Source organism: Pseudomonas sp., from assembly GCF_049645325.1.
Taxonomy (GTDB): Bacteria; Pseudomonadota; Gammaproteobacteria; order Pseudomonadales; family Pseudomonadaceae; genus Aquipseudomonas.
The window spans coordinates 1-25,225 of sequence record NZ_JBARTQ010000419.1 but is presented as its reverse complement, the minus strand read 5'-3'; the positions used below and the strand labels follow the sequence as shown (position 1 = coordinate 25,225).

General features: G+C 63.3%; 21 protein-coding genes. 15 read left to right on the top strand and 6 right to left on the bottom strand.

The window, feature by feature from the left end; translation table 11 throughout:
- Nucleotides 1–317 precede the first annotated feature (317 nt).
- Nucleotides 318–914 (top strand): MarC family protein, encoded by a 597-nt coding sequence (locus WBB95_RS18140; protein WP_424488848.1) that lies wholly within the window; start codon nucleotides 318–320, stop codon nucleotides 912–914.
- Here the strand turns inward: WBB95_RS18140 and WBB95_RS18135 are convergent.
- The 5 genes from WBB95_RS18135 to cobG form a co-directional block, all read right to left on the bottom strand.
- Complete coding sequence (locus WBB95_RS18135; protein ID WP_424488847.1) at nucleotides 911–1,690, bottom strand: hypothetical protein; 780 nt, start codon at nucleotides 1,688–1,690, stop codon at nucleotides 911–913. The two genes, WBB95_RS18140 and WBB95_RS18135, sit on opposite strands and share 4 nt — an antisense overlap.
- 237 nt (nucleotides 1,691–1,927) lie before the next feature.
- On the bottom strand, nucleotides 1,928–3,565 hold the full coding sequence (cobJ, locus tag WBB95_RS18130; RefSeq protein ID WP_424488846.1) for a precorrin-3B C(17)-methyltransferase: 1,638 nt from the start codon (nucleotides 3,563–3,565) through the stop codon (nucleotides 1,928–1,930).
- Entirely contained in the window at nucleotides 3,565–4,296 is a 732-nt protein-coding gene (locus WBB95_RS18125; RefSeq protein ID WP_424488845.1) for a precorrin-2 C(20)-methyltransferase, read from the bottom strand. The genes cobJ and WBB95_RS18125 overlap by 1 nt, the downstream gene beginning before the upstream one ends.
- On the bottom strand, nucleotides 4,296–4,922 hold the full coding sequence (locus WBB95_RS18120; RefSeq protein ID WP_424488844.1) for a precorrin-8X methylmutase: 627 nt from the start codon (nucleotides 4,920–4,922) through the stop codon (nucleotides 4,296–4,298). Before WBB95_RS18120 ends, WBB95_RS18125 begins: the two co-directional genes overlap by 1 nt.
- Nucleotides 4,915–6,261: a precorrin-3B synthase gene (cobG, locus tag WBB95_RS18115; RefSeq protein ID WP_424488843.1), complete on the bottom strand. Its 1,347-nt coding sequence runs from the start codon at nucleotides 6,259–6,261 to the stop codon at nucleotides 4,915–4,917. The genes WBB95_RS18120 and cobG overlap by 8 nt, the downstream gene beginning before the upstream one ends.
- 38 nt (nucleotides 6,262–6,299) lie before the next feature.
- Between cobG and cbiE the strand changes: the two genes are divergently transcribed.
- The 13 genes from cbiE (at nucleotide 6,300) to WBB95_RS18050 (ending at nucleotide 19,096) form a co-directional block, all read left to right on the top strand.
- Complete coding sequence (gene cbiE / locus WBB95_RS18110) at nucleotides 6,300–7,505, top strand: precorrin-6y C5,15-methyltransferase (decarboxylating) subunit CbiE (RefSeq protein WP_424488842.1); 1,206 nt, start codon at nucleotides 6,300–6,302, stop codon at nucleotides 7,503–7,505.
- A complete protein-coding gene (locus WBB95_RS18105; RefSeq protein ID WP_424488841.1) occupies nucleotides 7,502–8,227 on the top strand; it encodes a cobalt-precorrin-6A reductase in 726 nt (241 codons plus the stop codon). The genes cbiE and WBB95_RS18105 overlap by 4 nt, the downstream gene beginning before the upstream one ends.
- A 56-nt stretch (nucleotides 8,228–8,283) precedes the next feature.
- The gene (locus WBB95_RS18100) at nucleotides 8,284–8,616 is read left to right on the top strand and encodes a type II toxin-antitoxin system RelE/ParE family toxin (protein WP_424488840.1); all 333 of its coding nucleotides are present in this window, start codon (nucleotides 8,284–8,286) and stop codon (nucleotides 8,614–8,616) included.
- 5 nt (nucleotides 8,617–8,621) lie between these two features.
- Nucleotides 8,622–8,945, top strand: a complete 324-nt coding sequence (locus WBB95_RS18095; RefSeq protein WP_424488839.1) for a DNA-binding protein — start codon at nucleotides 8,622–8,624, stop codon at nucleotides 8,943–8,945.
- Between the two features lie 101 nt (nucleotides 8,946–9,046).
- On the top strand, nucleotides 9,047–9,442 hold the full coding sequence (locus WBB95_RS18090; protein WP_424488838.1) for a DUF2946 domain-containing protein: 396 nt from the start codon (nucleotides 9,047–9,049) through the stop codon (nucleotides 9,440–9,442).
- Nucleotides 9,443–9,488: 46 nt separating this feature from the next.
- Entirely contained in the window at nucleotides 9,489–9,971 is a 483-nt protein-coding gene (locus WBB95_RS18085) for a copper chaperone PCu(A)C (RefSeq protein ID WP_424488837.1), read from the top strand.
- A gap of 10 nt (nucleotides 9,972–9,981) precedes the next feature.
- Entirely contained in the window at nucleotides 9,982–10,383 is a 402-nt protein-coding gene (locus WBB95_RS18080) for a DUF2946 domain-containing protein (protein WP_424488836.1), read from the top strand.
- A 93-nt stretch (nucleotides 10,384–10,476) separates the two neighbouring features.
- Nucleotides 10,477–12,519 (top strand): TonB-dependent copper receptor, encoded by a 2,043-nt coding sequence (locus WBB95_RS18075; RefSeq protein ID WP_424488835.1) that lies wholly within the window; start codon nucleotides 10,477–10,479, stop codon nucleotides 12,517–12,519.
- A 117-nt stretch (nucleotides 12,520–12,636) separates the two neighbouring features.
- On the top strand, nucleotides 12,637–14,019 hold the full coding sequence (locus tag WBB95_RS18070) for a PepSY-associated TM helix domain-containing protein (protein ID WP_424488834.1): 1,383 nt from the start codon (nucleotides 12,637–12,639) through the stop codon (nucleotides 14,017–14,019).
- 149 nt (nucleotides 14,020–14,168) lie between these two features.
- Nucleotides 14,169–16,277, top strand: a complete 2,109-nt coding sequence (locus WBB95_RS18065) for a TonB-dependent receptor (protein WP_424488833.1) — start codon at nucleotides 14,169–14,171, stop codon at nucleotides 16,275–16,277.
- 79 nt (nucleotides 16,278–16,356) lie between these two features.
- The gene (locus WBB95_RS18060; protein WP_424488832.1) at nucleotides 16,357–17,145 is read left to right on the top strand and encodes an ABC transporter ATP-binding protein; all 789 of its coding nucleotides are present in this window, start codon (nucleotides 16,357–16,359) and stop codon (nucleotides 17,143–17,145) included.
- Complete coding sequence (locus WBB95_RS18055; RefSeq protein ID WP_424488831.1) at nucleotides 17,142–18,089, top strand: ABC transporter substrate-binding protein; 948 nt, start codon at nucleotides 17,142–17,144, stop codon at nucleotides 18,087–18,089. Before WBB95_RS18060 ends, WBB95_RS18055 begins: the two co-directional genes overlap by 4 nt.
- Entirely contained in the window at nucleotides 18,086–19,096 is a 1,011-nt protein-coding gene (locus WBB95_RS18050; RefSeq protein WP_424488830.1) for a FecCD family ABC transporter permease, read from the top strand. Before WBB95_RS18055 ends, WBB95_RS18050 begins: the two co-directional genes overlap by 4 nt.
- Nucleotides 19,097–19,106: 10 nt before the next feature.
- On the opposite strand, the gene WBB95_RS18045 is transcribed toward WBB95_RS18050, so the two are convergent.
- Entirely contained in the window at nucleotides 19,107–23,630 is a 4,524-nt protein-coding gene (locus tag WBB95_RS18045) for a hypothetical protein (RefSeq protein ID WP_424488829.1), read from the bottom strand.
- Nucleotides 23,631–23,894: 264 nt separating this feature from the next.
- Here WBB95_RS18045 and urtA point away from each other — a divergent pair, with 264 nt between their 5' ends.
- Nucleotides 23,895–25,160 carry an urea ABC transporter substrate-binding protein gene (urtA, locus tag WBB95_RS18040; RefSeq protein WP_424488828.1) on the top strand — a complete coding sequence of 422 codons (1,266 nt, stop codon included), beginning with the start codon at nucleotides 23,895–23,897 and terminating at the stop codon, nucleotides 25,158–25,160.
- Nucleotides 25,161–25,225: the final 65 nt, after the last annotated feature.

Here is a 25,225-nt window from a genome sequence, read left to right as displayed (position 1 = left end):
GCCGGGTTAGCCGCCCCGCGCCATGGATGGCGCGTGGCGGCGGCCCACGGATTCAAGCCGGAGTGCGGGCACACCGAGCCTAAGCGAGGTGCCGAGTGGAGGGGCAAGAGCGTTTTGCTTACTTTTGCGCTCCACCAAAAGTGAGCCGCTGTAAGAGCGGAACCAATACCCGCCACCACCAAAACAACGGATATGTACTCAACAACCCCCAACAAACCGCGCAAATACCTGCACCCATCACTGCCAAACCAGCGCCCACATTTGACCCCGATCGCCTGATAGACTCTCCCCCACTTCCCCCGCCGCGAGCCGCCTCCATGCTCCACGTGTTATTCAGCGTCTACCTGAAAATGCTGGTGCTCTACAGCCCGTTCTTCGTGCTGTCCTGCTTTATCAGCCTGACTCGCGGCTATTCCAGCAAGGAACGCCGACGCCTGGCCTGGAAAGTTGCGCTGGCGACCCTGATATCGAGCGTATTGCTCTACCTCTTCGGCCGCTTGATTTTCAGCGTGTTCGGCATCACCGTGGACGCCTTCCGCATAGGCGCCGGCAGCGTGCTGTTCATCTCCGCCTTGGGCATGGCCCAAGGCAAGTCAGCCGTGCAGACCGACAACGTGCAACAGGACGTGACCATCGTGCCGCTGACCATCCCGCTCACGGTCGGCCCCGGCACCATCGGTGCGTTGTTGGTGATGGGCGTCAGCCAACCGCATTGGGATGACAAAATCATGGCGATTCTCAGCATCGCCCTGGCCAGCCTCACGGTGGGCGTGGTGCTGTACCTGTCCAACCGTATCGAACGCATTCTTGGCGACCAGGGTTTGCAGATCGTCAGCCGGCTGATGGGGTTGTTCGTGTGCGCCCTGGCCGCGCAAATCATCTTTACCGGAGTGCGCGGCTACCTCGTGCCCTAGATCCGGTATTTCGCAATTGCCAGTTGCACCTTGTCACCCGCGCTTTCGCGCATCAGCTGGATAGTTTGTTCGTTGACCACCGAGGTATTCAGCACCAGGCACGTTTGCCCGCTGAAGGCCTCGAACGAGGAACTGTCCCACTCCAGGAACGGCAGGCCCACCTGTTTACTCACGCCGTGGCTGCTGTAGGTCACCAGCACCATCATGACTTCCCCCTCGGTTTCGGCGCAGGATGCCAAGCCAAAGTCGCCGCCCTGATGCACCGTGCTATTGCGTTTGAACAGCTCGAAAGACGCCGGTTGCCGCTTCAGCCCCTCCAGCGCATCGGCGGCCAGTTTGGGCAGAACGCTGAGCAGCGGCCCGGCCAGCGAGGTCGTCGCCAGCATGGCCGCAATCATATTCAGCACGGCCACTTGCACGGTCAGCCCCTTGCCCGAGCTTGAGACCCGCTCAAAGCGGCTGCGCACCGGCAGCCAGCCGAGGCTGGTCATCACCTTGATAAATTCGTCGTACCAGCGCTCCGTGCCCCGATGGACCTGCAGCACATCGCTCACATAGCTGCTGGCGAGCAGATAGCTCTTGCGGATGTACTCGCGGTTTAACGCCGACATGCCCTCGACAAATGAAATCACGCCGTTGTTCACCACGGCCGCATTGCTGTCGTCGTCAGTGTCCACCGCCAACGCGCCAGGCACGCCCGGTGCCCCCGGCAACTTATAGGCAGCAATCAACTTGCGCCGTTTTACGCGGTTGATGCGTCTGTGATATCGCTCCATTTCCAGTTCTCCACAAGCACCCCACATGGGGCGTGTGTCCACACTAGTCCAGGCGGCGGCGGGCTTTCCAGACGACAAACATCGCTTGCCTGCCCCCTCGGAAAAGCGCTGCCCAGCAATTGTGGGACTCATGCAGAAGCCTTCCGGCTTTCATCGATAAAAAAAGAAAAAGCCCCGAGCAACGGCAGGTATTCACCCAGCGTTACTCGGAGCTTTCTTGCGTGCGGCAGGCTGTTTTCAGCTGGCGGGCTTTTCGCCATACCAGCGCGGCGTGTACACCCATTCACCGCCACCGGCGCGCGGGAACACGCAGGTGGTGGACGAACCGATCAACACCATCGTGCGCATGTCGACCTGCTCCGGCGTCAGTTGCCCCAACGTGGTGACACGCAGGGTCTGGCCCGGGCGACCGATGTCACGCCCAAGCACCACGGGCGTTTCGGCGGTGCGGTGCAACGCGACGATTTCCAGCGCGCGCCCCAATTGCCACGGTCGCGAACGCGAGATCGGGTTGTAGAACGCCAGGGCCAGGTCGGCCTGGGATGCAAGGTCCAGGCGCTTCTCGATGATCGACCAGGGCTTGAGGTTGTCCGACAGCGACATCACGCAGAAGTCATGCCCCAGCGGGGCCCCCGCCTGCGCGGCGGTGGCCAGCGAGGCCGAGACGCCCGGCAGGATTTCCAGGTCAACCTGATGCCAGGCCGGATCACTGGACTCGTGCAGCGCCTCGATAACGGCGCTGGCCATGGCAAACACACCCGGGTCGCCGGAGGACACCACCACTACCGAACGGCCTTGCGCGGCCAGCTCAAACGCATGACGCGCGCGCTGCATTTCTTCACGGTTGTCGGTGCAGTGCTGCACCTGGTCGTCACGGAACGGCCCGGCCATACGCACGTAGGTTTCGTAGCCGAGCACGTCGGTACAACGCGCCAGTTCGGCTTTCACCGCCGGCACCATTAACTCTGCAGCGCCGGGGCCCAGGCCGATCACGGCAAGACGGCCACGGACACGGCCGACGTGCGCAAGATCCAGGGGTTGTTCGGCAACGCTGATAACAATGTCCGCGTCTTGCGCGACCGTGGCGAAACGCAGCGGCACATTCAGCTCCAGTGCGGCTTCGTGCAATGACGCTTCGGCCATCTGCATATCGCTGGCCTTCAGGCAGGCCAGGGACTGAATGGCGATGCCCGCCGCCTGCAAGGCGGTTCGCACGCGCGCCGCCAGGTGTTCGCCCGGTTTGCAGGTGACGCACACAGTCTTCGGGTAAATCAGCAGCTCGTTGGCCGCCGGTTCGCGCTCGGCGCTGCCAACGTGAATCGCCAGGCGCGCGTGCGGGTCCTGAGGCAGGTTGGCCTGGTCGAGCCATGGCGCGGCGCCTTCGATGCGCACGCTTTCGCCGGCCAGCAGGTCCGAGACAAAGCGCTTGCCCAGCTCCAGGTCTGCCAACGCATACCCCTTGGGCGGATTGAGCAGGCAGGTGCCGAACCGCAGCTCGCCACTGGTGGTAATCGCTGCCGTCACGTCCAGCGCGGCGGCGATCGCGCGCGCCATCACGTTCACGCCGCCGAGGCCGCCCAGCAACGGCACCACGGCGCTACCGTCTTCAGCCACGGCCAGCACCGCAGGCTCTTCGCCTTTCTCCAGCAGCAGCGGCGCCAAGGTGCGGATCACGATGCCGGCCGCACACAAGGCAATCAGGGGCGTGCCTTGCTGGTAGAGCTGGCGCAGGGTCGCGCCGAATTCGCTGTAGACCTGATCGGCACCGTCAACCCGTCCGGCCAAGCCGTGAATCAACGCGCCGGGGTACACCTGCTGGATCTTGCGCGCAGTCGCCAGGCTGCCCTGGCCCAATATGACGATCGCCGGCGTCATCAACCTTGCCACCGTTCACCGGGCACAATGATCAGCGAGAAGTACGGCGACGACGCTGGATCCACTTGGTCCAGCGGCACGATCTTCTGGTTGGCCATGGTCGCGCGCTCCACGTACAGCGCGCGCTCGGCCAAGCCGAGTTCTGTCAGCACCTGGCGCACCTTGGGGAAGTTGCGGCCCAGTTTCATGATCACCGCCGCATCGGCATCCGCCAGGCGACGCTTGAGGTCGTCGTGGGGCAGCACGCCCGAGAGCACCGACAGGCTCTGGTTGCGATACACCAACGGCGCACCCAGCACCGAGGCGCCGCCGAGCATCGAGCACACGCCGGGGATGACGTGCGCCTCATAGCGCTCGGCCAGACGGTCATGCAGGTACATGTAGGAACCGTAGAAGAACGGGTCGCCTTCGCAGATCACCGCCACATCGCGGCCGGCGTCCAGGTGCGCGGCCACGTCCAGGCTGGCGGTGTCGTAGAAGTCGCTGATGACTTGCTCGTACGACAATGGCGCCGGCAGCGCTTCGGTGGTCACCGGGTACACCAGCGGCATCAGGGTCTGCTGCGGCACCAGGTGATCTTCGATGATGCCGAAGGCGTTGCCCTTCTTGCCCTTGGCCACAAAGTACGCCACCACTGGCGACTCACGCAGCAGGCGCAAGGCTTTGAGGGTGATCAGTTCCGGGTCACCGGGGCCTACGCCCAGGCCGATCAAACGTCCGCGTGCCGGCATTATTCGACCTCCGTGGCCAAGGCATTTACCGCAGCGGCGGCCATCGCACTGCCGCCCAGGCGGCCTTGCATTATCACAAACGGTACGCCACGGCTGTCTGCCGCGAGCATGGCCTTGGACTCAGCGGCGCCGACAAAACCCACTGGAAAACCGAGGATCAACGCTGGTTTCGGCGCGCCGGCATCGAGCATCTCCAGCAGGTAGAACAACGCTGTCGGCGCGTTGCCGATCACCACCACGCTGCCTTCCAGGTGCGGGCGCCACAGCTCCAGCGCGGCAGCGGAACGGGTGTTGCCCAGCTCCCGCGCCAGCTCCGGCACGCTGTCGTCACGCAGGGTGCAGATCACTTCATTGTTGGCCGGCAGCCGCGTGCGGGTCACGCCTTCGGAGACCATCCGCGCGTCACACAGGATCGGCGCGCCAGCGGCCAGCGCATCGCGCCCGGCCTTGCCCGCGCCTTCGGAGAACTGCAGGCCGTCGATGGCGTCAACCATGCCGCACGCATGAATCACCCGCACCGCGAGTTTTTCCAGGTCGGCCGGGATGCGCGCCAAGTTGGCTTCCGCGCGAATAATGGCGAAGGAGTTGCGATAGATCTCCTGACCGTCGCGGATGTAATCAATCATCGGTGTTGCTCCGTGGGCGAGCGCGCAGCAAGGCGCCCGCCGCTTCAATAGAAAGAGTGCGCGCGTGCAGCCGGCCGAAACCGGGCTGGGCTGCATTGCGAAAATAGACGTCGTAGTGGCCGGGGCTGACGGCCAGCAAAGTGACCGGTGCGATGTGTGCGGCGGCGCAGGAACGCGGGCAGCCGGACAGGTGCACAGTGTGGCCTGGGTGCAACGCGGCCAGTTGCACGGCGTCGGCCTTGGTGTCGGCCAGGCCTTTGCCGCAGCCGCTGGAACCGGTGCAGGCGACCAGGCGCACCAGGGGCTGGTCGATTGAACAGAGGAAGCCCAAGCGTTGCAGGCCATCGGTAACGGCGCCAGGGTTTTTAACATTGGGCAGCAGCACGCCCTGCCAGGGCGTGAAGCGCAACGTACCGTCGCCGAACGCGGTGGCCAACTGCGCGGCGCCTTTGAGCATGCTTGAATCCAGGCGCCCCAACGGCGCAACGGCGGCGACGTAGAACTGATCTTGCTGACGCTGTGGATAAGTCCCCAAGTGCAACAAAGCCCCGCCGGCCGGACGCTTGAAGCCGTTCACCGGCAGCAGTGGCAGGCTCAGGCGGCTCAATACGTTATCCACAGCCAGATGACGCATGCGGGTTTGCTCAGGCGTGGCCAGATCGAGAAACGCATCGAGCACCGCCACCACCAGTGCATGGCCCTGGTCCAGCGCCACGGCCGCCGACGGCGCATCCAACCCCGGGCAACCGGCCAGGCCGAAGGCCAATAACGTTTCGCCGCCGCGCTCAAACGCCGACAACCACAGGTCATGGTGGTGTTCGAGCATCGCCAACGCTTCGCCGCCATCCAGTTGCACGGCGAACTTGGCCGACAACCCATGGAAGCGCGGGTGGTCTTGCAGGGTCGCGAGGACCTGCTCGGCCAGCGGGCGGGTGTCGAACAGCATCTGCGGGTCGATGCCGGCGCTCGGGCTGAGCATCAGGTTGCGCACGTCGTCACCGGCGGCGTTGTTCGGGCCGAGGTCCGCCGCCAGCAGCATCGCAATCAACGCGTCCTGCTCGGCGCCGATCCCGCGAATCTGCAGGTTGGCGCGGTTGGTCGCCTCGATCACGCCGCCCGCATAGGCCTGGGCCGCGTCCGCCACGGCCATGGCTTGTGCGGCGCTGATCGAACCACCGGCCAATTTGATCCGGCAAATCCCGCCATCCAACGCTTGGACAATACGCAGCAACCCCGGGCAAGCCGAGGGGCGTAAGGTATTCAGGGCGGGTGTCTGGTTCACGAGGCTACCGGTTGACGGGTAAAGGCGCGGTATTATGCCTGCTTTGTCCGGCGGCATGAAAAGCCTGCCCGTCGGATGTCGTTCAAGGAATTCATATGTCGCCCTGGCTGACGGTAGTAGGCATCGGTGAAGACGGCTTCAAGGGCCTGGGCAGGAATGCCCGGCATGCCCTGTTGCGCGCCACCCGGATTATAGGCGGCCAACGCCAGTTGGACCTGTTGCCGGTGTGTATTCGTGGCGAGCGCGAACTATGGCCGAGCCCGTTTTCCCTGGCGCCGGTGCTGGCGCGGCGCGGCGAGCCCGTGTGCGTGCTGGCCAGCGGCGACCCGATGTTCTACGGCGTGGGCGCCAGCCTGGCGCGGCAGGTGGCGGCTGAAGAGCTGCTGATTTTGCCGGCGCCGTCGTCTGTGTCCCTGGCGGCGGCGCGGTTGGGTTGGCCGTTGCAGGAGGTCGTGACCCTGTCTGCGGTGGCTCGGCCGTTGGCAGCGCTGAATGCGCACCTGGCCAGTGGCGTGCGGCTGCTGGTGTTGAGCAACGATGGCCGCAGCCCTGCGTTGATTGCCGCGCTGCTGGCTGAGGCGGGGTTCGGGTCCAGCCGGTTGAGCGTGTTTGAACACCTGGGCGGCGCGGACGAGCAGCGTATCGATGGGCTTGCGCAGTCGTGGGCGCACAGCTCGGTCGCTGATTTGAATCTCATCGCCATCGACTGCGTGGCCGACGCCAACACGCCGAGTCTGTCGCGCCTCGCCGGCCTGCCCGACTCCGCCTTCAAACACGACGGCCAACTGACCAAGCGCGATGTGCGCGCCATGACCCTCGCCCGCCTCGCGCCTATGCCAGGCGAACTGTTGTGGGATGTAGGCGCGGGCAGCGGTTCCATCGGCATCGAATGGATGCGCGCGCACCCGAGCTGCCGTGCGCTGGCGATTGAAGCCGACGCTGGCCGCCAAGGCTTGATCGAACACAACCGCGACGCCCTCGGCGTGCCCGGCCTGCAGCTGATTCGCGGCACCGCGCCCGAGGCGTTGAATGACCTGGAAGCGCCGGACGCGATCTTTATCGGCGGCGGCGTCACCCGCGACGGCGTGCTCGACACCTGCTGGCAACACCTGCGCCCCGGCGGCCGCCTCGTCGCCAATGCCGTGACCCTGCAAAGTGAAATGACCCTGATGAACTGGCGCGCCCGGCACGGCGGCGAGCTGACGCGCATCCATGTGGCCCAGGCCCAGCCGCTGGGTGAATTTGATACATGGCGCCAGGCGCTGCCGATCACCTTGCTGGACGTGGTCAAGCCGCTATGAAACGTGTCCTGCTGCTGGGCGGTGTGACGGAGGCGCTGGCCATTGCGCGCACGCTGGGCCCGGAACATATCTACAGCCTGGCGGGGGTTGGGCGGGTGCCGACTGACCTGACCTGCCAGGTACGGGTTGGCGGTTATGGTGGGTGTGAAGGATTGGCGCAGTTTGTTCGCGATGAACACATCAGCCTGATCCTCGACGCAACCCACCCGTATGCGGCGCAGATGAGCGCCAACGCCACCCAGGCGGCGAGGCTGTGCGGCGTTCCGTGCTGGGCCTTGCGGCGCCCCGCATGGCAGCCGCAGGCGGGGGATGACTGGCGTGAGGTCGGTGACTGGGCCGAGCTGATCGACGCATTGAAACCGTTCAAGCGCCCTTTGTTCACGCTGGGGCGTGAGCCGTTGCAGCACCTCGACGAAATCCCCGCAGAGCAATTCTGGACGTTGCGCGCGCTGGATGTGTACCCAGGCAATGATCGCTGTGAGGTCATCGGCGCGCGCGGGCCGTTTCTGATCGAAGACGAGCGCGCGCTGTTTGAACGGCGCGCGATTGATGTGCTGATCAGCAAGAACAGCGGCAGCACGGCCACCGAGCCGAAGCTGGAAGTGGCGCGGGCGCGTGAGGTGCCCGTGTTGGTGTTGAAGCGGCCGGTGCTGGCGGCGGTGGATCGGGAACTCTTGTCGCCCGAAGAAACACTCAAAGCGTTGGCAGATTTCATTCGATAAGCCAGGATCACTCGCTTGCTTGATTAGTAACCTATTTGTTACCTTCAGGACGGCGAATGATTGAGATCGAAGAATACCGACGCGACAACCAGATCAGCCCGTTCGATGAGTGGTTTTCATCCTTGAGCGTGCAGGCGGCAGCCAGAGTTTCAACCGCATTGGTTCGGCTTGAGATGGGCAACACCAGCAACATCAAGTGGTTCGATGGACTCGGTGAATACCGCATCGACTGGGGGCCAGGCCTGCGAATCTACCTGATACAAGAAGGTCAACGATTGATCATCCTGTTCGGTGGCGGCGACAAGAGCCGTCAAAAACGCGATATCAAAGTCGTAAAGTCGCTGATCGATGAGCATCAGCGTGGCAAGAAATCGGAACAAAAGAGGTAACCAGCATGGCGCTAACCCGAAGCTACAAACACACCATTGCAGAACGTGCCCAGCGCGACCCCGAATTTGCCCAGGCACTCCTGGATGAGGCTGCTACGCTGTTTCTCAATGGTGAGCCGGAAGTTTCACGCGTGATTTTGCGTGATTTGGTCAACGCCACAGTGGGGTTTGAAGGGCTTGCAAAAGAGACAGCAAAACCTAGCAAGAGCCTACATAGAATGCTGTCAGCCAGCGGCAACCCAAGCATGGATAACCTGGCAGCGATATTTGCGGTGATTAGAAAAGCGTTAGGTGTCGACATGCAGGTCCACGGCGTACCCATTGCATAACCAGATACCACTGCGACACCAAACCACACCGCCACTTTTTACTTATCCTCCCCGATCAGGCTAAATACCCACCTGATCGATAACCCTACGGATTGTCCGCCATGGCCCGTCAACGCTTTGCAATTGTGTGGATCGCCTGCTTTGCAGTGCTGTTCAACGCCTTTGCCATGCCGATGGCCGGTGCGATGCAGCAGTCGGATGACCCGGTTAAGCAGCTGTTATGGGGCAGTTTCTGCTCGTCCAACGGCGCCAGCCTGAAAACCATTGCCCTGGGCAAGCTGGACATTCCGGCGCCACAGCAAGACGATCATTCCACCATGCAGCATTGCTGGTGTTGCTCGGGTTCGGCGCCAGTGGTGGCATTGCCTGGGCATGTGCCGCAGTTGTATGTCACACGTTTTGATGCAGTGCCGGGCCTGTCGCCGCCTTCTCTGCAAGCGCCGACCCCGCGCCAGCAATGGCCGAGCCTCAACCCGCGCGCCTCTCCAACGGTCTGATTTCTTCGCAAGTGAACTGCGTTTAGAACCGTTCTGGAGAACTGCCATGCTCAAATCTTCCCTGCTTCTGGCTGCGTTGCTGCTGCCGGTGTGCGTTGCTGCGAATGCCGATGACTACAAGGCCGGCGACTTGCTGGTCAGCGACCCCTGGTCCCAGGAGTTGCCGCCGAACGCGCCGACGGTCGCGGCGTATTTCGTGATCCATAACACCGGTGCTACCCCGGACCGCCTGCTCAGTGTCGAGACGCCGGTGGCGGACAAGGCCGAGTTGCATGAGCATGTGATGCAGGGCGACTTGATGAAGATGCAACACGTCACCAGCGTGGCCGTCCCGGCCAAGGGTGACCTGACTTTCGCGCCGATGGCCTATCACGTGATGCTGCTGGATCTCAAAGACCGCAGCCTGCTGACTGACGGCAAGCAATTCCCTCTGACCCTGACCTTCGAGAAAGCCGGCAAGGTGGACGTGAAAGTCTCGGTGCAGAAAGCCCCGCCGATGGCCGGCCACGAGCACAAGCCCGCTCAGTAGAACCCACTCGATGGGCGCCCCTCGCGCCAGGCTAACCCCACACCCCCGCGTGAAGCGCGGCAGTTGGATCAGCCTGTTCGCCATGTTGATGATCTTTATCGGTCCGCTGATTTCCCAAGCGATGCCGATGGACCATCACGCCGGTATGTCGATGGAAATGTCCATGGACATGCCCATGCCGGGCGACCATGCCGAACACACGCAAGCCCCCGCTGAACATCACGCCCTCTGGGCAAAATGCGGTTATTGCGACCTGCTCTTCAGTTGCCCGGCCCTGCCCGGCAGCGTCTCCTTCGTCACCCTCGGCACCCCGCCACCGGCCAACGCCCTCACCCCCGCCACTCTCCTGGGCCATGCCCGGCAAAGCATCTTCCCCGGCGCCCGCAGCCGCGCGCCACCCATCATCGCGTAAGCACTTCAAAGCGTTACTTCACCCCGGCCGACGTTAGACAGACAGCCGCAGGCTGCTGGCCGTGTTGTTTACGATTGATGGATGGAATTTTTCATGTCCAGGTTTTCTGCTGACACCCGTTTGGGAAGCACTCCCGTGTTCGCCGTTCTGTGCGGCGCGCTATTGATTCCTCCGGCGCATGCCGATGGGCACGCCGACCACGAACTGAGCCCCACGGTGATCACCGCGGTCGCCCCCAGCTCACCGCTGACCGTGGTCACCAACCCAAAAGACCCGCGCCAACCGGTGCCCGCCAGCGACGGCGGCGATTACCTCAAGACCATTCCCGGCTTCGCCCTGGTGCGCAACGGTGGCACCAACGGCGACCCGGTGCTGCGCGGCATGTTCGGCTCACGCCTGAATATCCTCACCGACGGCAGCATGATGCTCGGCGCTTGCCCTGGGCGGATGGACGCGCCCACCTCGTACATTTCGCCGGAAACCTACGATAAGCTGACCGTGATCAAAGGCCCGCAAACCGTTCTCTGGGGGCCGGGCGCATCGGCCGGCACGATCTTGTTCGAGCGCGAGCCGGAGCAATTTGGCGAGCTCGGCACGCGACTCAACGCCAGCGTATTGGCCGGCTCCAACGGGCGCTTCGACAAGGTCATCGATGCCGCTGCCGGCGGGCCACTGGGTTATGTGCGTGTGATCGGCAACCAGGCGCACGCCGACGATTACAAAGACGGCAACAACGACACCGTCGCTTCGCGCTACGACAAATGGAACGGCGATGTGGCCGTAGGCTTCACCCCCGACGCTGACACCTTGCTGGAACTCACCGCCGGCCGTGGCGATGGCGAAGCGCGTTACGCCGGGCGCGGCATGGATGGCTCGCAGTTCCTGCGTGAAAGCCTGGGGCTGCGTTTTGAAAAATCCAACATTGGTGAGGTGCTGGATAAGGTCGAGGCCCAGGTCTACTACAACTACGCCGACCATGTGATGGACAACTACAGCCTGCGCACGCCGTCGGGCACCGGGATGATGGCCGGGCCGATGGCCTCCAACGTCGACCGTCGCACCCTCGGCGCGCGGGTCAAGGCCACTTGGCGCTGGGCCGACGTGCAGTTGATCAGCGGGCTGGACGCGCAGACCAACGAACACCGCCAGCGCAGCAGCATGGGCATTGACACCTACAAGGACCTGCCGCGGGTCAAGGACGCCAACTTCCATAACTATGGTGCGTTCGGCGAACTGACCTGGTACGCCGCCGACCGCGACCGCCTGATCAGCGGTGCGCGCCTGGACCGCGCCTCGGCCAAGGATTTTCGCCAGGCCAGCGCAACCGCCGGCGACACTCGCGCCGACACGCTGCCATCGGGCTTTATGCGTTATGAGCACGACTTGGCCGACAGCCCGACCACCGTCTACGCAGGCCTGGGCCACTCGGAACGCTTTCCGGACTACTGGGAACTGTTCTCCCCCAACACGGGCGCAGTCGGCTCGGTGAATGCCTTCGACGGCGTGAAACCGGAGAAAACCACCCAGCTCGACGTCGGCGCGCAATACAAGACCGCCAACCTCGACGCCTGGGTCTCGGGCTACCTGGGCCGGGTGCAGGACTTCATCCTGTTCGACTACAAGCCCGCAATGATGGGCACCACCTCCCAGGCGCGCAATGTCGACGCACGCATCATGGGCGGCGAATTGGGTGCGGCATACACACTGACGCAACACTGGAAAGCCGACGCCAGCCTGGCCTACGCCTGGGGCAAGAACACCAGCGACGGCAAGGCGCTGCCGCAAATGCCGCCCCTGGATGCACGCTTCGGCCTCACCTACAGCGAAGACGACTGGAGCGCCGGCGCCTTGTGGCGGGTGGTCGCGGCACAAAACCGCATCGACCAGAACAAGGGCAACGTGGTCGGCAAGGACTTCGACAAAAGCGGCGGCTTCGGCGTGTTCTCGCTCAACGCGGCGTACCGCATCAACAAGCACTTCAAGGTCAGCACCGGCGTCGACAACCTGTTCGGCAAGGCCTACGCGGAGCACTTGAACCTCGCCGGCAACGCTGGCTTCGGCTACCCGGCCAGTGACCCGCAAGCCATCAAGGAACCGGGGCGCACGCTCTGGACCAAAGTCGATATGAGCTTCTAAACGCACCGCAGCGATGCCAGCGCTCACAGTCGGAATGCGTTTCCCTGTGGGAGCTGGCTTGCCTGCGATAGCGGTGTCACTGACCAAAAAAAACCAAAGCCTTTGCGGAGCACCCTGATGTCCACTCAAAAAGTTTCCTTCTACAACCTGGCCTGGCGCTGGCACTTCTACGCCGGCCTCTTCGTCGCCCCCTTCATGGTGCTGCTGGCCCTGACCGGCATCATCTACCTGTTCAAACCCCAGCTCGACCCGCTGATGTACAGCGACTTGCTCACCGTGCCCGCCGCCGAACACGCGCTGAGTGCCGACGAGCAACTGCAACGCGCCCAGGCAGCCTTTCCCCAGGGCAAGATCAGTAAATACCTGCCGCCCGCCGACGCCACCAGCAGCGCGCAATTTGTGATGCACGACGGCGGCCGCGAAGTGACGGTATTTGTCGACCCGTATCGCGGCACCGTGCTCGGCGAGCAGGACTCCAAATACAACCTGCAAGCCATTGCTCGTGCGCTGCACGGTGAGCTGATGATCGGCACCGTCGGTGATCGCCTGGTGGAACTCGCCGCCGGTTGGGGCGTGATGCTGGTGGTGTCCGGCGTGTACCTGTGGTGGCCGCGTGGCAAGTCTTCGGCAGGGGTGTTATGGCCACGGTTCAACAGCCGCGGCCGCGTGTTCTGGCGCGACATGCACGCCGTCGCCGGTTTCTGGGGTGCGGCGTTCCTGTTGGTGATGCTGCTCAGCGGCATGACCTGGACCGGCTTCTGGGGCAAACAGTACGCCGACCTGTGGAACACCTTTCCGGCGGCGATGTGGAACAACGTGCCGCAGTCCGACCAGCAGGCTCGCAGCCTCAACACCGCCAGCCAACAGACCGTGCCTTGGGCTATGGAAAACACGCCGATGCCGATGTCCGGCGACCACGCCGAACACATGAACCACGGCGCCATGCACTCAGGTCCAGCGGCCCCGACCGTGCGTCTGCAACAGGTGGTCGAGCTGGCCAACGCGCGCAAGGTCGAACCCGGCTACAGCATCACCTTCCCGACCACCGCCGAGGGTGTGTTCACCGTCGCGGTGTTCGCCAACGACCCGCGCAATGACGCCACCCTGCATGTGGACCAATACACCGGCAAGGTCCTCGCCGATGTGCGTTGGGCACACTACAACACCGTCGCACGCGCCACCGAGACCGGCGTGATGCTGCACGAAGGCAAGATGTTCGGCTGGGTCAACCAACTGATTGTGCTGCTGATCTGCCTGATGATTCTGCTCAGCGCCGTCAGCGGCATGGTGATCTGGTGGAAGCGTCGCCCGGCGGGCGGGTTGGGTGTTCCGCCGCTGCGCCATGACCTGCCGAAGTGGAAAACCGCGATGGTGATCATGCTCGCGCTGGCGATTGTTTTTCCGTTGGTGGGCGCCTCGTTGATCGTGGTGTGGGCCCTGGATCGCCTCGTGCTGTCGCGCCTGTTTGGCCAACATGAATCTGCCTCAGGTTCGGCATGAGGCAGGCGAGATGCCCATGGCAGAGGCCTTCTGTAGCCTTGCGCGACTTTTGTCCCGCGGCCAATAAGTGTTAACTTATAACACTTTCTGCGCTATCGTTACTCGCCGCGCTCTGCGGCGAGCATCCCTCCAAGAAGACTGACCGACCGATGAACAAGTACCTCGCGTCCGGCTTGTGCCTGCTCGCTTTGCATAACAGCGCCCAGGCCTTGACCCTGCCCGCCAGCCCCGTGACCGCGCCTGCCGTGGATGACGAACGCGTCGACCTCGACACCCCGACCACCGCCGGCTCGCGCCTGAACCTCACGGCGCGGCAGACGCCGGGCAGTGTCGAAAGCCAGACCGGCGAGAAAATCCGCGAACGCGGCGACGCCAGTGTGCAGGACGCAATCTCGCGTGCCACCGGCATCACTCGCACCGGCACGCCGGGCGACGGCGGCACTTCGCTGCAGGCACGCGGGTTTACCGGGCAGAGTTCGGTGCTGCAGTTGTACGACGGCCAGCGCATGTTCGACGGTGCCGGCACGTCCACCTTCCCGGTGGACACCTGGTCGGTCGAACGCGTGGACGTACTGCGCGGCCCGGCCTCGGTGATGTACGGCCAGGGCGCCACCGGCGCGGTGATCAATACCTTGCCGAAAAAACCGTTTGAAGGCGAGATCGAAAACCACGTGCGCCTCGGCTATGGCTCCGATGATCGCCAACAGGAAGCCCTCGACAGCGGTGGCTCGCTGACCGACACCCTGAGCTACCGCTTGAACCTCAACCGCCTGCGCAGCAACGGTTTCATCGAGCGTGGCGATTCTTCCAGCGACTTCGTCAGTGCCGCCCTGCGCTGGCAGCCCGCCGACAACCTGAGCGTCACCCTCGCCCACGACTACGGTGACCAGACCCCGCAGAATGACTACGGCACGCCCCTGATCAATGGCCAGTTGCACAAGGGCCTGCGCGACAAGAACTACAACGTCGGCAATGCCATCCAGCACTACAACGACCAGTGGACGCGCCTGACCAGCGAGTGGCAGATCAACGATAACGTCACCGCCACCAATGAGCTGTCTTACCTGAAAAACCAGCGCCGCTGGCAGAACGCCGAGAGCTATAACTATGTCGACGGCGGGCTGGTGCGCCAGAGTTACCTGGGTATCAAGCACAACCAGGAACAGGTCGGCGACCGCCAGACCTTCACCTTCAAGCACACGCTGTTCGGCCTCGACAGCCAGACCGTGACGGGTGTCGAGTACAACCGCATTCGTTTCCGTCTGGCCAGCAACGCGCCATTCAATGACCTCACAGACAACGGCCAGCCGGTGGACATCAACCACCCCGTGCCACAACCGTTTGAAAGCGCCAGCGCGTTCATCCCGCAGTCGGTGAGCACCACCCGACAGCTGGCTGCCTTCGCCGAAAACCGCCTGCAACTGACCGACAAACTCTCGTTGATCACCGGCGCGCGTCGCGACGAGGTGCACATCGACAGCAATGACCTGACATCCGCCAACAACGACGCCGACAAGACCCTGACCGGCAACAACTGGAAAGCCGGGCTGGTCTACGCGATCACTGCGCACACCTCGGTCTATGGCCAGTACGCCACGAGCACTGACGGCGTTGGCAGCCTGATCACCTTGAGCCCGAGCCAGCAGCAGTTCGGCTTGTCCACCGCCAAGCAAACCGAGATCGGCCTCAAGCAGGCGTTCTGGGATGCGCGTGGCGAGTGGACCCTGGCGGCCTATCACATCGTCAAAAAGAAACTGCTGGTGAGCATTCCGGGCACCGACCTCAAGGAACAAGTCGGCCAGCAATCCTCCAATGGCCTGGAAGCCAGCCTTGACCTGCAATTGCCCGGCGCCTGGCAGCTGCAGGCGAACGCCGCCATCGTGCGCGCGCAGTACGACGACTTCTCCGAAGTGGTCGACGGCCAGGCCGTTTCCCGCAACGGCAACCGCCCCACCGACGTGCCCCGGCGTACCGCCAACCTGTGGCTGAGCAAAGCCGTGACTGACAACATCCGCGCCGGCGCCGGTGTGCGCTATGTGGACGCGCGTTTTGCCGACACCGCCAACACCCGTGAAGTACCGAGCTACACCGTGGTCGACGCCACCGTGTCGTGGAAAGCCCTGCGCAATACCACGCTGGGCCTGCAACTGAATAACCTGCTCAACCGCACCTACGCCGTGAGCCAGTACAACGAAGGCCAACAATGGATCCTCGGTGAACCACGCTCGTTCTTCGTCACGGCGGACTACACCTTCTAACCGACACAACACGCAACCCCTGTGGCAGCTGGCTTGCCAGCTCCCACATTTTTGAACCGCGTTGGACTTGAGAGACTTGATGACTTCACTCACCCTCACCCGCCTCACCTGGACGCCCCAGGACCACGGCCACTGCCATCACCAGTTCCAACTGTGTGACGCCAGCCTGCAGGTCGGTGCGGGGGAGTTTGTCGGGCTGATCGGGCCCAACGGCAGCGGCAAGACCAGCCTGTTGCGCTGTGCCTACCGGTTCAGCAAGCCGGAACAGGGTGACGTATTGCTCGCACACCAGAACGTGTGGAAACAAAGCGCCAAGTGGTGCGCGCAACGCGTCGCCGTGGTGCTGCAGGAGTTTCCCGACGCCTTCGGCCTGCGCGTGGATGAAGTGGTTGCCATGGGCCGCACGCCCCACAAGGGGCTGTTCGACAGTGACACGCTGGAGGACCGGCAGTTGATCCGGCAAGCGCTGGAATCCGTCGGCATGCAGGGCTTCGAAGACCACGCCTTCGCCACCCTTTCCGGCGGTGAAAAACAGCGCGTCATCCTCGCCCGCGCCCTGGCCCAGCAACCTGAGCTGCTGATTCTCGACGAGCCGACCAACCACCTCGATCCGCGTTACCAGCTTGAACTGCTCAGGCTGGTCAAACGCTTGAACATCGGCACCCTGGCGAGCATCCACGACCTGAACCTGGCCGCCGCCTTCTGCGACCGCCTGTACGTGATCGACCACGGTCGCATCATCACCAGCGGCACGCCCCATGAAGTGCTGACCGTCGAACTGCTGCGCGACGTGTTTGGCGTCGACGCACTGATCGACACCCACCCTCTGTCCGGCTACCCCCGAATCACCTGGATAACCCAACCATGACCCTGCGCGCCCTTCTCGCTGTTGTTCTGCTGTTCGGTACTGACCAAGCGTTCGCACAAGCGACCCATTACCCGGTGACCATCAAAAGCTGCAACCGCGACGTGAGCTTCCAGGAAGCGCCGAAGCACGCGGTCAGCCACGACATCAACATGACCCAGATGATGCTCGCCCTGGGCCTCAAGTCGCACATGGCTGGCTACAGCGGCGTGACGGGCTGGAAATCGGTCACGCCGCAAATGGCCGAGATCCTCGACGGCCTGCCGGAGCTGGCGAGCAAATACCCGTCGGTGGAAACCCTGCTCAACGCCAACGTGGACTTCTTCTTCGCCGGCTGGGATTACGGCATGCGCGTGGGCGGCGACCTGACGCCCGCCACCCTGCAACCGTTGGGCATCAATGTGTATGAGCTCACCGAGTCGTGCGCCTTTGTGATGAAGCGCCCGGCCGCGACGCTGGAAGACACCTATAACGACCTGCGCAACCTGGGCAAGATCTTCGACGTGCAAGACCGCGCCAATGCATTGATCGCCCAGATGCAGGCACAGGTCGCCGAGGTGCAAAAAGACCTGCCCGCCGAAAAAACGCGTGTGTTCCTGTATGACAGTGGCGAAGACCGCGCCATGACCTCCGGCCGCCTGGGCATGCCCGAAGCCCTGATCAACGCCGCCGGCGGGCGCAATATTCTTGACGACGTGGACGCCAGCTGGACCCGCGTGAACTGGGAGACCGTGGTGGAGCGCAACCCGCAGGTGATCGTGATCGTCGACTACAGCGAAATCACCGCCGAGCAAAAGCAACAGTTCCTGCTGAACAACCCCGCGCTGCAAGCCGTGGATGCGATCAGAAACCAGCGCTTTATCGTGATCCCCTACGTGCAGGCCACGCCGGGCATCGACAACGTGGTGGCCGTCGAGACGCTGGCCAAGGGGTTCCACGGCGAATGATCACCCGTCGCTACGCGTTATTGCTCGCCGTCCTGGCTGCGGTGCTGCTGGTCTCTTGCGTGATCTCGCTGGGCTTCGGCCCGGCGCGGGTGCCGGTGGAAGTGGTGTGGCGGATCGTTCTGTACAAAGCCTTTGGCGTGGGTGAGGTGAATTGGCCGGCCGGGCAGGAACATATCGTCTGGCTGATCCGCGTACCGCGGATGTTGCTGGGTGCCTTGGTGGGTGCCGGGTTGGCATTGATCGGCGCGGTATTGCAAGCGGTCACGCGCAACCCGCTGGCCGACCCGCACCTGCTCGGCGTGACCTCCGGCGCCACCCTGGGCGCGGTGATCGTGGTGCTGCATGTGGGTGAAATCGTCGGCCTGCTGACGTTGCCCATCGCCGCGTTTATCGGCGCACTGGCAAGCATGCTGGTGGTGCTGGCGGTGGCCAGTCGCAATGGCCGGCTGGAGAGTGATCGCCTGCTGCTGTGCGGCGTGGCGGTGTCGTTTGTGATGATGGCGGCCGCCAACCTGTTGCTGTTCATGGGCGACCATCGCGCGGCGTCGGCCGTGATGTTCTGGATGCTCGGCGGCCTCGGTCTGGCGCGCTGGGAGCTGCTGGCGATTCCAGCCGCAACCGTGCTGCTGGGTTTGCTGGTGCTGCTGGGCATGGCGCGCCCGCTCAACGCGTTGATGGCCGGCGAACAGACGGCCGTGACCCTGGGGCTGAACGCGCGCAATGTACGCTTGAAGGTGTTTCTGGTGGCCTCGCTGATGACCGGGGTATTGGTTTCGATCAGCGGTTCCATCGGGTTCGTCGGGTTGATGGTGCCGCATATCGCCCGGCGCCTGGTCGGTGCCGAGCATCGCCGGTTACTGCCGGTGTGCGCGTTGCTCGGCAGCCTGTTCCTGGTCTGGGTGGATGTGGCCGCACGCACCCTGATCGCCCCCGAAGACTTGCCGATTGGCGTGGCGACGGCGGCGATTGGCGGGTTGTTTTTTATCGGGCTGATGCGCAAACGCTAGGCCGGATTATTCAGAGTTCGTCCTTGGTCGGGCGCTGGCGTGGGCCGGGCAGTTTGAGGTCGGCGTGCAGGCGGGTGCGCGCAGTCCAGAACTCGCCACTGCGAATGACCTGCAACTGGCCTATGCGCGCCAGCTCGGAAATGAACCGTGAAGGTGCCGGCGCAAAGGCGGTATAGCCGCTCGACGCCGTCCACTTGCCGGTGGTGTCCAGCAGGTTGTATTCGGCCTGGCTGAATGTAGGGAGGTAGCTGAGCAACGCACCGTCTCGGGTGGAGAGGTAAACGCCGCTGATAGACAGCCCTTGTTCCTTGAGTTGGTGCAGATAAAAACCGAGCTCGCGCCACGAGACGAAGTATCGGCAGTAAGACGCTTCAATACCGACATGCGGCTGGTCCAGGCCGGCGTGGTAAACCAGATGCGCGGCACTTATCTGATAGCCGCTCGGCCACTGCGCCGCACGAAAAATCAGCGGTGCAACGGCTGAAGGGAAACCCTCGTCAGCTTGCGCCAGAACCGGCACATGATTACTGAAGCCACTGTCTTTCTCCAAGAGCGCGCCGAGTGCCTGCTGGCCGGTAAAACGTCCGGCATTAAGGTGCACGAATGCCGCCGCATCATCGCGGTGCGTGTACACCGGCCCCAATGCCCAGGGGTTTCCGCCCGCGGGTGGCGTACCGCGCGAACGGCCTGGCTGCCATTGCGCGTCCACCACGCCGATGCCCGGCCAATTGGCACTGGGCACCAAAATCCGCAATTCGCCGGCCGCCGCCATGCGCCGAATGTAATCGCGCGGGCTGAGCAGTCGCAGTTTCAAGCTGATCTCATCGCCATAGCGAGTAAAGCGCTCATTGCGCACGGTAAACCTGAGCAGGGCGCCATCGGCGCACGACAAATACAGCGGCAAAGCCGCCCGGTTTTGAGTGGCGTGAACCTGCCACATCGCCTCAATCAACTGGACCGGTGAAAACAGCCCCTGATAGAGCCTGTCGCCGTCGAGCGGGCGACCGCCAGGGTGAAACCCGGCCTGGCGTGCCGCACACACGTACATCCCACTCACCTGAAAGCCCTGCGGGTAGCCCGCCTCATTGAAAACCCGTCGGTGGGACAAGTGCGAACCCGCATCGCTGATGGGCAATGTCGCCACGCAATGCGCGTTGCTTGTGGAGTGCAATACAAAGCCAAACTGCACCTCATCGCGCACACCGACAAGCCTATGGACGCCATGTGCGGCGTCATCGGCCTGGGTGTACAGCGCGCCGCACGCGGGCTCGTGCCGGGCGTGAACAAACGCGCCGTCAGCTGCAGCCTTCGGTGCATAGGGGCTCCACCACGCCGCCACTGGACCGCGTGCGCCCCACATGGCGCTGCCCGTCACCACCTGCAAGTCAAAAGAAAGGGCCACACGTCTGACGTACTCGGCGGGCGACAACTCACCGTTGCGTATCTGCCGCTCCAGCACGCCGTTGAGCCAGTCGCGGCGGTTGCGTGGCCGGGCGACCAGGCTGCTCAGCGTGACCACCGGGTATTTGAGCTCGGGGCGTGCCTTAAGGCGAATCAACGCCCCATCGGCGGCCAGCAGGTAGTGATAATCGCGCGCCGGGTCCGACGACAGTGCCTGCGCCAACAGGCGGGTGGAAAACATATTGCCGTACACCGCCGCCTGCTCCGGCGAGAGCAAAAATGGCGATTGCAGTGCTGACCTGGCGTGGTAGCTGGCGGCCACCGCGGTCCGGGGCGGGTACAGCCCGCGGGTGACCATTTCATCCGGAAAAATCCATTTGAAATCGAACATCTCATCGGGCACACGCAGTGGTTCTGTGGCAAAAAACCAGCCGTCATCACGGCGCAGGATAATCCCGCCATAGGCAGCGTCCACGCCCGCCCGCACGCGACGGCGTACATAGCGGGCCGCATCGTCCATCGTCAGGAAAGCCGGACTGAGACGCCGCCGTTGCAGGTTCTGATACGGGTTCCAAAGCCCCAGCACATCACCCGTTCGATCCCAGCAGCCACTCGGCTGCACCACGCTCAAGCGGCCGGAAGACGCAACGCGTCGCACAAACTGCAATGGCGCCAACGTACCGATATTCAACATACCGCGCACCGTCTCCAGCGAGTCCGCCTCGCTGAGCGCCTCGAACAGGGATTGGGGCGACGGTGACTGATACCGCAGCAATGCACCCTCCGGCGTGGCGATATAAAGCGGCGCACCACGCGGCGGCATCCTGGCGTTGGCCCGGGCCTGGGCGATGGCTGCGCTGAAATCTTCGGGGCTGATAAAAAACCGCTGCAGCCAGGCAGTTGAACCATTCCCGGCCCATTGCCGCGCGTAATACAGGCTGTGGCAGCTGAAACCCGCGGGCAACGTGGTGCCATAGAGGCTGGCCAGCGACAGCAATGCCGACGTGCGGGTCTGCGGAATCAGCTCGCTGGCGATGTACGTCTCGCTGTTGTCATGCTTGAGAATGAACGCAAAGTAGTTGCTGACGAAATGCTCACCGTGATCGATCGGCTCACGGCCTTGCAGATCACTGGCGGCGGCATCGGCGCTTTCAAACATCGGCCCGTGACTGACCACCTCCGGCCGCTGGAATTGCAACGCCCGCACCCCAGGTTCCCAATCTGCTTCAACGAAACCTGCAGGCCCCCACAACGCATTGCCGATCACCACGCGCAACGTACCGCTTTCGGCCAGTGTTCTGACTACATCAACAGGCCGTTTCGTGCCATCGGCCAGGCCTTTGCCCATGGCACTCTCGCCGTCAGTCGAGGTGGCCTGCCACTGTTGGCGCCAGGACGCTACCGTGGTGGACGGCTGGCAGGCAATCAGGCTGTCCGGAGCGGCCGACAAGTAACCCACCAGCCCCGACGCCAGCAGGTCGGCCACGTCCCGGTCGTGGAACATCTGGCCATTCACTTCAGCGTCTTGTCGACTCCATTTGAGTTGGGCGGCCTGTGCCGGGTCGGTCATCGCCAGCGTCAGGCGCGAGCCATAACGCGCATGCAGCGACAACCCGGGGTGCACGATGATCGGGGCATTCTGGCGATCCGCCGGGTACAGGTCATTGAAGGAAAACGGCCGAGGCCCGGCGGGCACCGGCTCCGTCACCAGAAAGCGACCGTCCTGGCGCCTCAGGATCATCCCGCCGAAGCGTTGCTCGCGCCGTTCATCAATCTGCGCGTGGGCATAACGCGCTGCGTCGTCGGCGGTGAGAAACGCGGCACTCAAGGAGGGCAAGGCAAACCGCGAATAGGGTGACCAGTCAGCACCGACCACACCACTGCGGTCCCACAATGCGCTGGTTTTTTCCACCGTCAGTTCGCCGGCGGTGGCGACTTTGTGCACAAACCCCCGGGCCAGCAACGTCCCGTCACGCAGTTGGGCCTGCAGCCCGTTGTCGCGCACTGCACCGGTGGCATCGTGGGTAAACAATGCCGACTCCGCCGCCGAGCCTGAAAAGCGATAGCGCAACAGGGCACCATCACGCAGGTGAACAAACAGCGATGCTCCCAGCGTGGACTGCCCCCCCAGGCTGTACTGGCGAAACTGCGCGATGTGCTGTGCAAGCGCCAGCGGGCTGATGAAGTTTTTGTAGAGCCAGGGCTCCAGCCCGGGGTAGTCGCCGGTAAGCGGACGCGAGAGAACGTAAAGGCCGTACACGTGGAAACCGACAGGCAACAAGGGCAGTTGGTCGCCCACTTCTCCAACGCCCTGCGCTTCGCCGGTGACGTAACGCTCGCCGGTGTCCGACTTGAGGATCAACACGCGCTGGCGTGCATTCGGTGTGCGCTGGACAAGCGACGCGGCATACGCCAACACGCCGGCCTTGTCAGAGAACACCGGCCCGCAGGGCATTGTCAGGACCGGCGCTTGAAACGGCGCGTAAGGCACCCAGTCGGCAGGCACCCGCCCTACCGAGCCGCCCCATGCCGGGCTGGAGAGCAGGAACGTCAGTTGCCCCACCGAGGCGAGTTTCGTGTAGACCCCTTCCAGGCTGCCATCGTGGGCATGGGGCGATGCCCACGGGCCGTTGCTGTCCAGCCACTGCACAAACCCGGCCTCGGCTGCCGACCCGCTGGGCTGATACTTGAGTAATGCGCCGTCCGGCCCGGACAAGTACGCCACGCTGAAACGCGCACGTTCCACATAATTGAGACTCATATCCGGCGTCGAATAGAAGCTCATGAAGGTTTTGACTTGCTGTTGCGTCCACTTCGGATTCTGGCGCTGGGTGCTGTTCAAGGTGTCGGGGTGCGAATGCAGGCTGCCGACGATGCGGTAGCCGGCGGGGTGTAAAAACTCGCCGGAGGGACCTTCGCGGTCGAGCAGTTGGGTCCAGTCAAAAGACATGGACCTGCCCATCACCGGTTCGCTGGCAACGAACAGCGGGGCCGACAGGCGTTGCAAGATCACGCTGCCGTATTCCACCGTGCGCCGCTCGACGATGCGTTGATGTGCCCAGCGCGCGGCATCATCACTGCTGATAAAGGCAGGGCTTAATGGGCCCGGCCTGGGGGTTGAGGTTTGCTCCATAAGGCACCTGAAAAACAAAATTGAAGGTGCCCACCACCCTAGGCGCTTGCCCGTGCCGAAGGCGCTACATGGTTAAAATCACTCGACGCACCATCACAGTGCCAAGCCCGCACCAGCGCCTGTATCCAGCGCCTATTCAGTGCATCGCCCGCGCCCGAACCTGGGTCGGCGCGCCCCACACACGCCCTTTTGCAAAGCAGGCACAGCCTTTGCAAAAGCCCTGGTATCTGTCCAATAACAACCTGGGTTCTCGGAGATCGCACCATGAAGCGTCGCAGCTTGATCAAGGCTTTCACTCTTTCGGCATCGATTGTTGCCATGGGCATGACCTGGACCGTCCAGGCCGCCGAGACCATCAAGGTCGGCATCCTGCACTCGTTGTCCGGGACCATGGCCATCTCCGAAACGTCGCTCAAAGACATGGCGCTGATGACCATCGACGAGATCAACGCCAAGGGCGGCGTGAACGGCAAAATGCTCGAACCGGTGGTGGTCGACCCGGCATCGAACTGGCCGCTGTTCGCCGAAAAAGGCCGGCAGTTGCTGACCCAGGACAAGGTCGCCGTGGTGTTCGGCTGCTGGACCTCGGTGTCGCGCAAATCGGTATTGCCGGTCTTCGAAGAACTCAATGGCCTGCTGTTCTATCCGGTGCAATACGAAGGTGAAGAGATGTCGCCGAACGTGTTCTACACCGGTGCGGCGCCGAACCAGCAGGCGATCCCGGCGGTGGAATACCTGATGAGCGAAGAAGGCGGCGCCGCCAAGCGTTTCTTCCTGTTGGGCACCGACTACGTATACCCGCGCACCACCAACAAAATCCTGCGTTCGTTCCTGCACTCCAAGGGCGTAGCGGATAAAGACATCGAAGAGGTCTACACCCCGTTCGGCCACGCCGATTACCAGACCATCGTCGCAAACATCAAGAAATTCTCGGCTGGCGGCAAGACTGCGGTGATCTCCACCGTGAACGGCGACTCCAACGTGCCGTTCTACAAAGAGCTGGCCAACCAGGGCCTGAAGGCCACCGACGTGCCGGTGGTGGCGTTCTCCGTGGGTGAAGAAGAACTGCGCGGCATCGACACCAAGCCGCTGGTGGGCAACCTCGCCGCCTGGAACTACTTCCAGTCGGTGGAGAACCCGGTGAACAAGAAATTCGTCGCTGACTGGAAAGCCTACGCCAAGGCGCACAACCTGCCGGGCGCAGACAAAGCCGTGACCAATGACCCGATGGAAGCCACCTACGTGGGCATCCACATGTGGGCGCAGGCGGTTGAGAAGGCCAAGTCCACCGACGTCGACAAAGTACGCGAAGCCATGGCCGGGCAGACCTTTGCCGCGCCGTCGGGCTTCACCCTGACCATGGACAAGACCAACCACCACCTGCACAAGCCGGTGATGATCGGTGAGATCCAGGCCGACGGGCAGTTCTCGGTGGTGTGGCAGACCCAGGAGCCGATTCGCGCCCAGCCGTGGAGCCCGTACATTCCTGGCAATGACAAGAAGCCGGATTACGCCGTCAAGAGCAACTGATCCGAGGGGTGCCGGCACTTGAGGCCGGCACAATCCCTGTGGGAGCTGGCTTGCCTGCGATGCAG

Coding starts and splice junctions, on each gene's coding strand:
- WBB95_RS18140 (WP_424488848.1), top strand. CDS start 318: ATGCTCCACGTGTTATTCAGCGTCTACCTGAAAATGCTGGTGCTCTAC.
- WBB95_RS18135 (WP_424488847.1), bottom strand. CDS start 1,690: ATGGAGCGATATCACAGACGCATCAACCGCGTAAAACGGCGCAAGTTG.
- cobJ (WP_424488846.1), bottom strand. CDS start 3,565: ATGACGCCGGCGATCGTCATATTGGGCCAGGGCAGCCTGGCGACTGCG.
- WBB95_RS18125 (WP_424488845.1), bottom strand. CDS start 4,296: ATGCCGGCACGCGGACGTTTGATCGGCCTGGGCGTAGGCCCCGGTGAC.
- WBB95_RS18120 (WP_424488844.1), bottom strand. CDS start 4,922: ATGATTGATTACATCCGCGACGGTCAGGAGATCTATCGCAACTCCTTC.
- cobG (WP_424488843.1), bottom strand. CDS start 6,261: ATGCCGCCGGACAAAGCAGGCATAATACCGCGCCTTTACCCGTCAACC.
- cbiE (WP_424488842.1), top strand. CDS start 6,300: ATGTCGCCCTGGCTGACGGTAGTAGGCATCGGTGAAGACGGCTTCAAG.
- WBB95_RS18105 (WP_424488841.1), top strand. CDS start 7,502: ATGAAACGTGTCCTGCTGCTGGGCGGTGTGACGGAGGCGCTGGCCATT.
- WBB95_RS18100 (WP_424488840.1), top strand. CDS start 8,284: ATGATTGAGATCGAAGAATACCGACGCGACAACCAGATCAGCCCGTTC.
- WBB95_RS18095 (WP_424488839.1), top strand. CDS start 8,622: ATGGCGCTAACCCGAAGCTACAAACACACCATTGCAGAACGTGCCCAG.
- WBB95_RS18090 (WP_424488838.1), top strand. CDS start 9,047: ATGGCCCGTCAACGCTTTGCAATTGTGTGGATCGCCTGCTTTGCAGTG.
- WBB95_RS18085 (WP_424488837.1), top strand. CDS start 9,489: ATGCTCAAATCTTCCCTGCTTCTGGCTGCGTTGCTGCTGCCGGTGTGC.
- WBB95_RS18080 (WP_424488836.1), top strand. CDS start 9,982: ATGGGCGCCCCTCGCGCCAGGCTAACCCCACACCCCCGCGTGAAGCGC.
- WBB95_RS18075 (WP_424488835.1), top strand. CDS start 10,477: ATGTCCAGGTTTTCTGCTGACACCCGTTTGGGAAGCACTCCCGTGTTC.
- WBB95_RS18070 (WP_424488834.1), top strand. CDS start 12,637: ATGTCCACTCAAAAAGTTTCCTTCTACAACCTGGCCTGGCGCTGGCAC.
- WBB95_RS18065 (WP_424488833.1), top strand. CDS start 14,169: ATGAACAAGTACCTCGCGTCCGGCTTGTGCCTGCTCGCTTTGCATAAC.
- WBB95_RS18060 (WP_424488832.1), top strand. CDS start 16,357: ATGACTTCACTCACCCTCACCCGCCTCACCTGGACGCCCCAGGACCAC.
- WBB95_RS18055 (WP_424488831.1), top strand. CDS start 17,142: ATGACCCTGCGCGCCCTTCTCGCTGTTGTTCTGCTGTTCGGTACTGAC.
- WBB95_RS18050 (WP_424488830.1), top strand. CDS start 18,086: ATGATCACCCGTCGCTACGCGTTATTGCTCGCCGTCCTGGCTGCGGTG.
- WBB95_RS18045 (WP_424488829.1), bottom strand. CDS start 23,630: ATGGAGCAAACCTCAACCCCCAGGCCGGGCCCATTAAGCCCTGCCTTT.
- urtA (WP_424488828.1), top strand. CDS start 23,895: ATGAAGCGTCGCAGCTTGATCAAGGCTTTCACTCTTTCGGCATCGATT.